At 43.6% G+C, this 11,966-nt stretch carries 15 protein-coding genes; 11 read left to right on the plus strand and 4 right to left on the minus strand.

What is annotated here, in order from left to right; genetic code table 11:
• The first annotated feature begins 92 nt into the window (after positions 1-92).
• Both K8O68_RS03870 and K8O68_RS03875 read left to right on the plus strand, forming a co-directional pair.
• A complete protein-coding gene (locus tag K8O68_RS03870; RefSeq protein WP_230895625.1) occupies positions 93-584 on the plus strand; it encodes a YajQ family cyclic di-GMP-binding protein in 492 nt (163 codons plus the stop codon).
• A gap of 183 nt (positions 585-767) precedes the next feature.
• Positions 768-1,706: an immunoglobulin-like domain-containing protein gene (locus K8O68_RS03875; RefSeq protein WP_230895626.1), complete on the plus strand. Its 939-nt coding sequence runs from the start codon at positions 768-770 to the stop codon at positions 1,704-1,706.
• Between the two features lie 803 nt (positions 1,707-2,509).
• Here K8O68_RS03875 and K8O68_RS03880 read toward each other — a convergent pair.
• Positions 2,510-3,268 carry a hypothetical protein gene (locus tag K8O68_RS03880; RefSeq protein WP_230895627.1) on the minus strand — a complete coding sequence of 253 codons (759 nt, stop codon included), beginning with the start codon at positions 3,266-3,268 and terminating at the stop codon, positions 2,510-2,512.
• A gap of 382 nt (positions 3,269-3,650) precedes the next feature.
• On the opposite strand from K8O68_RS03880, the gene K8O68_RS03885 reads away from it, so the two are divergent.
• From K8O68_RS03885 to K8O68_RS03910, 6 genes are all read left to right on the plus strand, one after another.
• The gene (locus tag K8O68_RS03885) at positions 3,651-4,181 is read left to right on the plus strand and encodes a MauE/DoxX family redox-associated membrane protein (protein ID WP_230895628.1); all 531 of its coding nucleotides are present in this window, start codon (positions 3,651-3,653) and stop codon (positions 4,179-4,181) included.
• 11 nt (positions 4,182-4,192) lie between these two features.
• The gene (locus K8O68_RS03890) at positions 4,193-4,783 is read left to right on the plus strand and encodes a TlpA family protein disulfide reductase (RefSeq protein ID WP_230895629.1); all 591 of its coding nucleotides are present in this window, start codon (positions 4,193-4,195) and stop codon (positions 4,781-4,783) included.
• Positions 4,780-5,208, plus strand: coding sequence for a hypothetical protein (locus K8O68_RS03895; protein ID WP_230895630.1), 429 nt, complete (start codon positions 4,780-4,782; stop codon positions 5,206-5,208). The genes K8O68_RS03890 and K8O68_RS03895 overlap by 4 nt, the downstream gene beginning before the upstream one ends.
• 164 nt (positions 5,209-5,372) lie before the next feature.
• Positions 5,373-5,888 (plus strand): hypothetical protein, encoded by a 516-nt coding sequence (locus tag K8O68_RS03900; protein WP_230895631.1) that lies wholly within the window; start codon positions 5,373-5,375, stop codon positions 5,886-5,888.
• 98 nt (positions 5,889-5,986) lie between these two features.
• A complete protein-coding gene (locus K8O68_RS03905; protein ID WP_370640481.1) occupies positions 5,987-6,328 on the plus strand; it encodes a toprim domain-containing protein in 342 nt (113 codons plus the stop codon).
• 46 nt (positions 6,329-6,374) lie between these two features.
• Entirely contained in the window at positions 6,375-7,157 is a 783-nt protein-coding gene (locus K8O68_RS03910; RefSeq protein WP_230895632.1) for an AIR synthase related protein, read from the plus strand.
• Between the two features lie 67 nt (positions 7,158-7,224).
• Here K8O68_RS03910 and K8O68_RS03915 read toward each other — a convergent pair whose 3' ends face one another.
• Entirely contained in the window at positions 7,225-7,518 is a 294-nt protein-coding gene (locus K8O68_RS03915; protein ID WP_230895633.1) for a hypothetical protein, read from the minus strand.
• An 18-nt stretch (positions 7,519-7,536) separates the two neighbouring features.
• Positions 7,537-7,692 carry a hypothetical protein gene (locus tag K8O68_RS03920; protein ID WP_177174206.1) on the minus strand — a complete coding sequence of 52 codons (156 nt, stop codon included), beginning with the start codon at positions 7,690-7,692 and terminating at the stop codon, positions 7,537-7,539.
• Between the two features lie 308 nt (positions 7,693-8,000).
• Here K8O68_RS03920 and K8O68_RS03925 point away from each other — a divergent pair, with 308 nt between their 5' ends.
• Positions 8,001-8,705 carry a YusW family protein gene (locus K8O68_RS03925; RefSeq protein WP_230895634.1) on the plus strand — a complete coding sequence of 235 codons (705 nt, stop codon included), beginning with the start codon at positions 8,001-8,003 and terminating at the stop codon, positions 8,703-8,705.
• Positions 8,706-8,798: 93 nt separating this feature from the next.
• Here K8O68_RS03925 and K8O68_RS03930 read toward each other — a convergent pair whose 3' ends face one another.
• Positions 8,799-8,942, minus strand: a complete 144-nt coding sequence (locus tag K8O68_RS03930) for a hypothetical protein (protein WP_230895635.1) — start codon at positions 8,940-8,942, stop codon at positions 8,799-8,801.
• A 925-nt stretch (positions 8,943-9,867) separates the two neighbouring features.
• Here K8O68_RS03930 and cypC point away from each other — a divergent pair.
• Positions 9,868-11,127, plus strand: a complete 1,260-nt coding sequence (cypC, locus tag K8O68_RS03935) for a CYP152 family fatty-acid peroxygenase CypC (RefSeq protein ID WP_230895636.1) — start codon at positions 9,868-9,870, stop codon at positions 11,125-11,127.
• A 265-nt stretch (positions 11,128-11,392) separates the two neighbouring features.
• The gene (locus K8O68_RS03940) at positions 11,393-11,833 is read left to right on the plus strand and encodes a redoxin domain-containing protein (protein WP_230895639.1); all 441 of its coding nucleotides are present in this window, start codon (positions 11,393-11,395) and stop codon (positions 11,831-11,833) included.
• The last annotated feature ends 133 nt before the right edge of the window (positions 11,834-11,966 follow it).

Below are 11,966 nucleotides of genomic sequence, written 5' to 3' on the forward strand. Positions count from 1 at the left end.
GTCTGGCTAACTAACTATTGAGGGCGGTGCAGACTTTATTCAAGGACTGGAATCCTCTATAATGAGGGAGACAAACTATTCGGAGGTAAATAATGGCTAAAGAGAGTTCATTCGATATCGTATCCAAAGTTGATTTTTCAAAGGTGCAAAATGCTGTAGTGATGGCGACGAAAGAAATTCAGAACCGTTATGACTTTAAGGGGAGTAAAAGCAAGCTGACCCTTGAGGATGAAGAACTGGTGCTTGTATCAGACGATGAATTTAAAATGGACCAGTTGAAGGATGTGCTTGTAAGCAAGCTCATCAAACAGGATGTTTCATTAAAAAGCCTTGATTACGGCAAACTGGAACCGGCCTCGGGCGGGACAGTCCGGCAGCGTGCGAAGCTTATTCAGGGCATTGATAAAGATAACGCGAAAAAGATCACTAAGCTTGTTAAAGATAATGGGCTTAAAGTAAAAACGCAGATTCAGGACGACCAGGTCCGTGTGAGCGGGAAAAACCGCGATGACCTTCAGAAAGTGATTGCAGCAATTAAAGAGGCTGACCTGTCGCTTCCACTGCAGTTTATTAATTACCGCTAACCTGCGGCAGCGCCGGGCCGGCGGCTACAGGGTGTTACATAGAAGAGCATTTCCTCAGGGGATGCTCTTTTTTGTGCACAAGAGTGAGGATGGCTGGCTGTTTTGCGGGATGTTTTTGAGCAGAAGGAAACTTATTTTAAAAAGAAACGTCTAATGACTAAAAGGACGGAGAGGGGTAGGCGTATGCGGTTAACTAAAGGATGGGCTGCAGCGGGTCTCATTTTTATGTTCGCATGTTTGGCTGCTGGCTGCGGGCAGGATGGGCAGTCAGGAGCATGGGAGCAGGAAGAAGACTGGGAGGAAGGCCAGGGGAATCTCCCTGACAGTGTCGGTGATCCTCAAAGTGTGGATCTTTCTGCGGAAGAAAAAGAGTTCCTGAGCACGTATCTCTATTTTGACCATGGAGATGATCTTTGGAAAAAAACAGATTATGGACCTCCGACAGGCACGTGGTTTTTTAAGGACGGGAAAGGCAGCCTGGGGTACGGGATGCCCGCAGGAACGATGAAATCAGGGGGAAACTTCTCGGTTGAACTTATCGCTCACGAGGAAGATAGTGTTGCTATGGAGCGCGAGATCAGGGTGCGGTTAACTGAAATGGAAAAGACAGAAGAAAAAGAGAAGGTCGTGGATGAAACAGTCTACGTGGAAACTGCAGGGAGCAGTGAAATAGTCTATTCCGGGAACTTGCCCGATAACAAAAATGCCGGCTATTTGTTGAGTGTGGAGGTTATAAATGACGAAGGGGAAGTGGAAGACACCCGGCTGTCTTTTATGTATGTGCCGGTGCCGGAAATGAATGCCTCTTTAAGGACGGATCAGGAGACTTACACTGAAACTGATGAGGAAGTTAAGTTAATTCTGGAAAATGCCGGGCCAACGTATCTCTTTATCGGCGAATATTATTCGGTTGAGAAAAAAGTGGGGGATACATGGAGAAAGGTTCCTCTTGAATTGGCGTTTAACGATATCGGCCTTTATGTGGGTATTGGGGAAGAGCATGTGGATACTGTGGATATGACAGACTTGGACAGCGGAACTTACAGGCTAATAAAAGACATGCATACTGAAGGGATTGATTTGTCAGCGGAGCTTGCTGCAGAGTTTACGATTCAGGAGTAGACGGCTGGTCTTAAAACGAAGTTCATGACACTTGGACAAAAGAATAGTACTCTTAAAAATGTTAACTCAGAATAAAAGCAGTGATTTCAGTCCGCCAGGCGGGCGCTTGCCCAGCGGCTTGTCTTCAGCTAAATTCAACTCAGCCTGGGGCTTCGTTGAATTGGATCTTCAGACTGCGCTCAATCCCTTGGGCGTCACCGCCTTCTGTCCTTCAATCAATAAAGTGAAGGCTGTTAGTCTCATTTTCTTTCGCCTTCCTAGTAAAGAATGTTTTGGATAGAATAAAAGCAGTGATTTCAGTCCGCCAGGCGGACGCTTGCCCAGGGGCTTGTCCTTTTAATTTGCCGATTCACTCTCGGCGAAGGCTTACACCACAGGCATAAGTGCAACATAGGTCATTAGGAGCTTCGGCTAACCCCTTCACGTCCTGTGAAAACGCCGAAGTCACCACATCCGTGTGGAAGTTCGCTGTGTTTTCTTTACCCGAGGGCTTGTCTTCAACTAACTTTCCCGAAGGACTCCTTCGGGAAAGTGGATTTTCAGACTTTGCTCCTGCGCTTGCTCGTCGCAGGGGAAAGATCGCTCATCCCCTGGGTGTCCTCGCCTTCATTCATCGGATTACTAATATATTTAAGGGGTGAGTTATTTCTGCATGATTGGCTTAAATTCAACTCAGCTTTGAGCTTCGTTGAATTAAATCTTCAGCCTTAACCCCTTGGGCGTCGCCGCCTTCTGTCCTTCAATCACTAAAGTAAAAAAATTAAAACTTTATTTTAACGGGGCGCCAGACTCACCATTTGTGTTTATTGGGCGTGATCGCGAATGTAATCATACATCCGTTCGATCCGGTCATCATCCCCGAAGGCTTCCGTTACTCCCCAAATTCTCCGGTCGTCATCTGATCCATTTCCATTTACATAGATATCGAGATCATGGATGATCCGGTGAGCATAGCGGAGGGCCATGCGATCTTCGCTGTGAAGGCTGTAGCCTAATCTGTAATAACTTTCGAGATTTCTGATGTCGTTTACAGCTCTGGAATCATCCAGCAAGTCATCCTCAAGTTCCATGATCCCTTTCATGAACTCCTTGTGAGAAAGGTGACTATCAAACTCTTTACTCCGTAATTCCTCGAAGTCGAGAGTGTCGATTTTTCCATAACCGACAATGTCATTCATTGTTTTATGGAGATCTCCGATGAGTTCTTTCGCCCGATCCTTTTGGCCATCTTTAAAGTTGATAGCATCTTCATGATCCGACCGTTCGAGATTGAAAGTGGCATGATCGTTGAAATAAACCTTATTCGGATTACCTTCGTTTTCATCCTCCTGCTCCAGATCGTCAGACTCGGCCGATTCATCGGCAGTATTGTTAGCTGATTTTTCATTTTCGTTAAGTTCACCGGCATCTAAATCACTTTCCTCAGATGCATTTTCTGAGGCGTTCACTGAGTCATTTGCACTGCTGCCGAAATGGTTATCAGCCAGTGAATAAGTTGCATAAATAATACCACCTGAGATGAGAAGCCCGGCTGCAAAAGAATATCCTATGAGTTTCTTCATCGTTATTACCTCCTATAAATCTGCTAACTAAACCCTATCTGACCTCAGAAAGAAATACAAGGGGGTGTACCCAATCTCTTTCTCTGATTCCTTTTATATACAAGTGGTTTATTTACTCAATCCTCCTGAGGTCTAATGGGTGTCAGTCCCCTCGTGCGGTCACGCGTTACCGCACGAGGGGACTGACCCTTTTTAAAATGCTTTTATTAAGTTACTTTCTTGAGCGGCTGAACATGACACATGAAAAGGGCTCAGGTTGAATAGTTATAATGTTAAAGGATAATGGGAAACAGCTGAAACTGCCGTTTGTCTGGTCTTACTACTCTATCTTCCATCGCTTGTATGTGAAGGTGTAACGGCTGGGCATTAAGGAGGGCATCTATTGGCGCTGGAACTGGGAAGTATTGTTCTGATTCATATTGTAACTTTATTTTTTATCTCAGCCGCAGCAAAGCTTGTATCATTTCAAGCGTTTATTGACTTTACTATAGACTTTCGTATATTGCCTGAACGCCTGTCAAAGGCAGCTGCTGTCAGTATCCCTTTTCTTGAATTATTGGGCGCCGGCCTTCTTCTGGTTGGGCCTGCCCGTATTTATGGCACTGTTATTCTCGTTTCGCTCCTTTTACTCTTTGGGTATGCTGTCACACGTGTCCTGAAGACGAACAGGCAGGTCAGCTGCGGGTGTTACGGAAAACTGATTGATGCGAAAGCAGACAGCTTTACGATTGGAAAAATCGTTTATTTTCTTGGGCTCATCCTGTTTTTTACCGCTATAAATCCGCCTTATACCGCCGCTCTGTCTGCCCCAGCCGTGATCACAGGGACAGCATTGACCTTGCTCTTCCTACTTACGCAGTTAATATGGGAAACCCACAGTGCTGCATTGGAGCGTCTGAGAAGAATAAAGTAAAGGAGGCAAAGATGGAAGCCTTTATTTTTTATTCTGTGATCTTGCTGTGGATTACCCAGTTCATTACTCTTTTCGCCCTCTTCCTTCTTTTTCGCCAGTTTGGCGAGGTGTATTTAAGTACAGGGGCAGGGATTTCAAAAGACGGGCTTCCGGTTGGCAGGCCTTTTCCCGCTGAAGTAAAGGTTCTTTCCCTTGATTTCAATAACCCCGCCGCCATGGCTTCTTTTATGGAAGAAGGGAAGCCTGCCTTAATCACCTTTATTTCGCCCAATTGTAAACCGTGTCTCAGGCTATTGGACGACTGGAACGAGGCATTTACAGTTTACGGGGATCAAATAAATTTTTTTACGGTTATAGTCGGGGAAGAAACGGAAGTGACACATCTGGCTGACACTTATTCTTTTTCCGGCTGCCGTCTGTGGGACCGGCATAAAGAGCTCTTTAACCGCTGCCTTATCAGAGTTACTCCTTTCGCTTTTGCTGTCGACGAAAAAGGCCTGATTACAGATAAAGGGCTGTGCGGGAATAAAAAGCAAATTGAGCTGTTAGCTTTTTCTGTTCTGGACCTCAGGCAAACGGGCGGGAAGGAGGGGTTTAAGTGATTGAAACAATAAACGGGCAAAGTAAAGGATGGGTTGCCGGCATTGCAAGGTTATTGAGGAGTTTCCCTCTTGCGGATGAGCTTTTCTCACGTCTGTTCTTTGGAATCATGCAATTTTTTTCGAGGCCGTTCAGAGCTCCCGGGAAAGGGAGTACCTCCTGGTGCGAATTTCACTTAAACAGAGGTTTCTGCTCGCTCCCGAACGGACGTTTTTGCAGCCACGAATGCAGTCAGGGAACGGGGCTCAACACGCCGTGTCCTGAAGGGTTCCAGCCGTCGCACAGCTGGGGTTACAGAATAACAGGGTGCTGGTGCGATACGTTCAGGGGCAGTACAATGATTTGCTGCGACTGTACACCTGTTACAAACTCCCCATACATACCGTCATGGGGGGACTGCGGCTGCATGCATTTGCTGGATAGTTAGGGGGAGCGCCTTTGGAATACTTTCTGCTTGCTGTTATCGCTGCCTTGTCAGGAGTTACCGCTCTCCGCACAGCCTGAGGAATAAACGTAACCTTTGCGGTTGCCTCTCTCGGAGAGGGAGAAAAAAGACGTCATCTTCTTATAAAATCGTTCACTTATTTAATTGTGAGTGCGTTATCAGGCGGTCTGAGCGGACTGCTTCTCACTTTTTCAGTTTATTGGGCCGCTTCAGGTTTTCTCACTGAAGAGATCAGGTTCATTCTGTTTTTGTTAATTGTACTGGTGTATTTCATTAAGGGGACGGGATTAATCAATCTTCCCCAACCAGAGGTGAAATGGCAGGTTCCCCCTTCATGGGTCAGCCGGTCCGTACTTGGAAATATGAGCATTTGGGGAGCTGTTCTTGGAGCTGGACTGTTCACTTATAATCCTTACGTTAGCTTTTGGCTGATCTATGTGTATGCCGGATTTTTCCTTGGGCCGGCAGCCGGATTCTCTTTTGGGCTCGTTTATGGTTCTGCAAGAGCCTTGCCGTCTGTTTTATACGCCTTTAAATATCCAAAATCTTCATTAGACATACATGCCGTAATTACAAAGAAAATATGGGGGAAGGGCCGGGCCTTTCACTTAGCCCACCAGATTGTACTGGCTGCTCTTTTAGTATTTTTAATGGTCCGGTAAATTGTTTTTTCAACTGCGTTTGGTTGTTAACCCGTTTTTTGAGTAAAATAGAGACGAGCTTTAACTTAGTGAGTGAGAACTGAGGAGGCTGGGCTTTCATGTTTGAAATGTTAGATAAAGTGTTAATCGTGGAAGGTAAGAATGACCGCAAGCGTGTTGAACAGGTGCTTGATGAACCCGTTGAAATTATTTGCACTTACGGGACGCTCAGCGAGGAGAAACTGGAAACATTGATTTATCCAATCGAAGATCTCGATGTCTATATACTCGTAGATGCGGACGATCCGGGGAAAAAATTGAGGCGGCAGCTGAAAAGGGAGCTGCCAAATGCAATACACCTATATACAGAAAAAGGCTATCGCCAGGTGGAAACAACACCTTTAAATTTTTTGGCGGACATCCTCGGAGAGTTTTTTGAAATAAAAGAAGGTTATTTATAATGTGCCTTGTTCAGGTCATCTGTGGAAGGAAGAGGAGTTAAACGCAATGTATATTGACAACCCGGTAAAATTATTGAAAAAAGTAAGAGATCTGACACTCATGGCTGTAAACGATGAGCAGTATATGGTAATCGCGTGTGACTCAGATGGCGGGATCGGCAGTAAACCTTATGATGCAGTAAAAGTACCGGAAGAGGTCCTTGGCCAGTTCGCGGTTCGTGTTCCCTTGTTTGAAATTGTGTCATGCGGGGCGACACCGTTTATGGTCATCGACTGCCTGGCTGTTGAAATGAATCCTTCCGGTGAAAAAATCCTGGCGGAAATTAAACAGTATGTACGGGAGGCTGGCATCACGGACGATATCCAATTTACAGGGAGTTCTGAAGAGAATGTGCCGACAGTTCAAACAGGGATCGGAGTGACCATTCTGGGGCTTGCCGACCAAAAAGGTTTTCCTGTTGGAGCTTCCAGGGGAGAAGACCAGGTCGTATGTGTCGGCATCCCTAAGAGCGGGCCTGACTACGACATACATCCGGATGATCCCGACATCGTGACCTTAAGGGAACTGATAAAGTTAAGGAAAAGTGCGGCCGTCCACGATCTATTGCCTGCAGGTTCAAAAGGGGTGCAGTATGAGGCAGAGGAACTGGCCCGGAGCGCAGGCAAGGTGTTTGTGGATCATCAGGATTTGTCACTTGACCTTAAGCAATCAGCAGGTCCCGCCACATGTATTCTGCTGACCTGTGGTGAAAATGATTTACATATAATTAAAAAGCTCGTTCAGTCGCCTGTTACTGTGATCGGTGAACTTAAAGAACCGGATTTATAAGCAGAAAATAATAATCAGTCAAATATGAATTAAGAGAGGGCTTTTCCAAAAGGAAACGCCCTTTTTTTTATTTCCCTGTGTGCCGTGGTCTTCGTGATTCCGTGTCTTGATCATCTGGATGATCAAGAACGTAACCGCCGCGGTCATTCTTTTGATCTGGCAGTTCATCGGTAATAAAATCAGCTGTTTCGCCTTCGCGGTCTTTATTTCGTTTAAATCCTTTATCAAGCTGCCCGGCGTTTTCAATGTCACCGGACATTTCATATCCTTCAACTTCAACGTTGCTTGTTGTACCGTACAGGCGCATCCCGCCTAATTCAGCATTGACGTTTTTCTCGATGTGGCGCTTTTTCTCAGTCACAGGGTTTATACCTCCTTATTATTTTAACTCTTCTTTTTCATAGGCGATCAAAACAATTTCTTTATGGGTAAAATCAGCAAAGTCCTTTTCCAGCGTAATCAGGCGGTCAAGATGATCCGGACTCAGTGCCGCTGTTGAATAGTCACTTTTTTCGTTTTGCTCTTTTATTGTCATGAATTATCCTCCTTCAAAGGGCTTAATTATAGCCTTCCTTATTATTTGCAGGCATCGGAGTATTTATGCTCTCTCAAGGAGTATGCGATTCGGGAAGCAGGCCGGATAAAAGCTTTACTCAAGCTCTTTTAACGATAAAAGTAAATGTGTAATGGAAAGGGTTATTATTTTTTAAAAAAAATTGAATTTTTAGCCCTAAAGTATTAATCGTTTCTGTTTCTGTTTAATAAATGAATAAACAGGAAACACCCCCAGTAGTCCTCAAAATTACTATTATTTATTATTTTGCTGAAAGGAAGGATTAGACGATGAAGAAATTTAAAATGAGTTTAGCAGCGACTGCAACAGTATTAGCTATTGCTGGTTGTGGAGACAACGAAGAAGGAAATAATGGGATTGGAAACGACACTAACCAGAACAATGAAGAGGCAGAAGAAGTTAATGAAGAGCCAGATGTAAACATGGCTGATAACAACGAAAATAATAATGATGAGTTTGACGCAGACAATGATGCCGGCTTAAACGATGATAATAACGCCGCAAACAATATGGATGAGGACGGCGAGGAAGCTGAAGCAGTTATGGACCAGGACTTCCAAAACTTTGATCTTAACGTAACATTAGTTGATGAAACAGAATGGGAGTTTACTTATAATCCGGCCCATGAAGACGGGGAAGAGCCTGAAGCTACAATCAGCGGCGACGATATTAACCTTGAAGGCGAAGAAGCTGTAGAAGAAATGGAAGCTTATTTATCTGATTTCCATGTAAATGCAGCAAGCGAACAGGAAGAAATCACTTCTGGAATCGCTGATACGTTCGATTTTAATGAAGATGATTTCCAAGAGTACACTCTAACAATCGATTTCGCTGAACAGGAAAATGAAACAGAGTGGACTTGGAGCCAAGACGAAGATGAAGAAGATGAAGGCGGAGAAGAAGATGCAGACGAAGACGCTGAAAATAATGATGACGGCTTAAATCTTGACGATGATAACAATAATAATGAGTAATAATTAAGTTATTAAAGCTTGAGGAACTGCAGAAAGCAGTTGCCTCAAGCTTTTTTGCGTCTGGTGCAGAAAGGCATCCTCTTAAAGGTTTTTTCAGTTTTCAGGAGGGGAAGGCTTAGAGTTTTTCATTTTAGCGAGGACGTTTTTGACCTCGTTGTAAGTGAGTCCTGAATTCCTGTTTAAACGTTTCACTTCGTCAATATCTGTTCCTGCCACGGTTCTGTTCTTTTTGTCCATTGGGGAGAGCCTCCTGGGTGTTTTTATTTTTTAGTGTTTCCCTTAAAAACAGGCAATATGTTGAGAGGCGGATTACAGGCAAATAAAAAAACGACCTTCAGTTTATTGAAGATCGTTTTTCAGGTTAACACCTTAGGGGACCCAACCATTTCACTTTTCGACTCTGTGTGATTTCAACTTTAGCTTTTTTTCAAAAGCCGGCTTTCTTACTTTTCAAATGCTACAGATGAAAAGTGAGTTGCTTCCGTTGAACACCATTCTGCATGCTATGCTGCCTATCCAGTCAGAGTTTAGAAATACTATTAACGCAGTTTCTTCGATATGGCTTCGATCTTTCCGATTATAATAAACCAGCTACTACTATCGGGGAGCGGATCAACTGCCATTCATTAAACTTTGTTAACTGATTACTTCACTTACTGGCTCTGAATGATTAGCATTTTCTGCAGACGCTTTCAAAAACAATCTTTTTGAAATGGATATCATCTTTCCACTTTCATGAATCAATTTCATCCATCCATTTCCGGCAGACAGGTTTTTTAAGCCTTATTTACTGTCCGGTTTTACTTAAGATGTTTTTGAAAATTTGTTGGTTTTTTAATTGGAACCAACCGCATGGTTGAGTCTCCTACGGTGTTAACAACTTTTGTTTATTTATTTCTTACTTATATAATAACCTATTTTCAGCTAAAATAGTGTGTCGTTTTTGTGAACGTTTTCATTGTTGATATATAAGGGTTTACAGCTGTTTTTGAAAGTGCTGATGATGCTTTAAAAAGCTGCCGGTTTCTCCTGGAATGCTTCTATGCTGATAAGTCCTAAATAAAAACAGCCCTTTTATTTTCTAATAAGGGGTTTAAATGGGGGGGTTTCCAAGGAATGGTTAATAGTGAATGGAAATTCAGGTGTCATATGGAGGGATAGTATGAGTAATGAAAACAATATGCCAAAAGAGGAAGGTCTTGACCACAGTTTAAAGCTGCTGAAAGAAGGCTACCAGTTTATTATTAACCGGCGCCACACGATGCAGTCTAATGTGTTTGAGACAAAGCTTCTGGGCAGTAAGGCAATTTGCCTTTCAGGAAGCGAAGCCGCTAAAATTTTTTACGACAATGATAAGTTCAAACGGGAAGGAGCGGCGCCTAAACCGGTGGAAAAGACGCTATTTGGCGAGGGAGGAGTCCAAGGGTTAGATGGATTGGCGCATAAACACAGGAAAGCGATGTTTATGTCGTTGATGTCAAAAGATGATTTAACAGAAATCCGCCGTTTAACAAAAAAATACTGGGAACAGGCAGCTCAAGACTGGGAGTCCCGTGAAGAGATCGTGCTTTATCAAGAAGTTAAGAAAATCATAACACGGGTTGCCTGTGAATGGACAGGCGTACCGCTGGAAGAAGATGAGGTAGACCACCGGGCAGACCAGCTGAGTGAAATGTTTGAGAAGCCTGCGGAGGTCGGTTTAAGTCACTTTAAAGGTTGGAGAGCCCGCTCACAAGCAGAAGACTGGATTGAAGAACTCGTTAAAGAAGTACGTAATCATGATCGGGAAGTAGATAGATACCGGGCTTTATATGCGTTTTCATGGCATAAAGACCATGAAGATCAATTGCTGGACGAACACGTTGTGGCTGTAGAGATATTAAATCTGCTGCGTCCGATGGTGGCGATTTCCATTTATATCGCGTTCACGGCTTTAGCGGTTCATCAATACCCTGAGAAAGTGAAAGCTCTTGAGAGCGGAGATGAAGACCAGCTCCAGTATTTCACTCAGGAAGTCCGCCGTTATTATCCGTTTTTCCCTTTTACAGTGGCTATAGTTAAAGAAGACTTTACGTGGGACGGCTACAAGTTTGAAGAGGGAACAATGACTCTGCTGGATCTGTATGGTACAAACCACCACCCGGATGACTGGGAAAACCCGAACCGGTTCGAACCGGAACGGTTTAAAGAATGGGACGGAAGCCCATTTGACTTTATTCCGCAAGGTGGAGGAGAGTTTGACATTGGCCATAGGTGCGCCGGAGAATGGATCACTATTGATATTATGAAAGATAGTCTTGACTACCTTGTCAATCACCTCACATACTCTATGCCGGAGCAGGATTTATCTTTCAGCATGACTGAAATTCCTACAATTCCGGAAAGCAGAATAATTATGAGAGATATTAAACGCAAGCAGTAAAACGGACGTTTACATGATGCGTTTAATTGTTCCGGGCAGACAGCTTAACGGCTGTCTGTTTTCTGGATTTTGGGATTGGCGTGGAAAGTGTTTTATTTAAGACAGAAGAGTGGAATGGATATATACAGGTAATGATAAGAGAAAGAAATTATATTTGGAATTAAACAGCAGCTTAAATTAAGCAGTCTGGATCTTTTAAAAATACGATAAAACCTGTCAAAATAAATGAAACGAGGTGCAGTATATGGCTGAATTGGAAATCGGAATGGAAGCTCCTGATTTTAACTTGTCGTCGACAAGAAAAGAAAGAATTTCATTAAGTGATTTCAGGGGAGAGAAAAATGTGCTTGTAGCTTTTCATCCGCTGGATTTTACTCCTGGCTGAATTAAGGAATTAACCTCTTGGAAAGAGGACTACAAAGCTTTGCAGAAGCTCGATACAGAAGTGCTGTCTATCAGTGTGGATCATATTTACTCGCATAACGTGTTTGAGGCAAGCCTTGGCACGCTGCCGTTCCCGCTGTTATCCGATTGGTTTAAAAAAACCGCGAAGGATTACGGTGTCTTCAACCCTGAAGACGAGACGGCAAAAAGGTCGGTATTCGTAATCAATAAAGAAGGTAAGATTACTTTTATGAATACGCAGTTTAAGGCTGATGAAGATGAACATTATACGGAGTGCCTCGAGCATTTGGAACGTCTTTAAACGGGGTGAATGTAGAGGCTGGGACATAACGGTCTCTGAAAAGTAAAAAAAGCTTCCGATTATCATAAATGATGGTCGGAAGCTTTTTGTTTGATTATAAAAATGTTTAGGGCTCTTTCTTGCGGTGTACTTC

The sequence above is a fragment of the Salipaludibacillus sp. CUR1 genome (genome assembly GCF_021028955.1).
Taxonomy (GTDB): Bacteria; Bacillota; Bacilli; order Bacillales; family Salisediminibacteriaceae; genus Salipaludibacillus.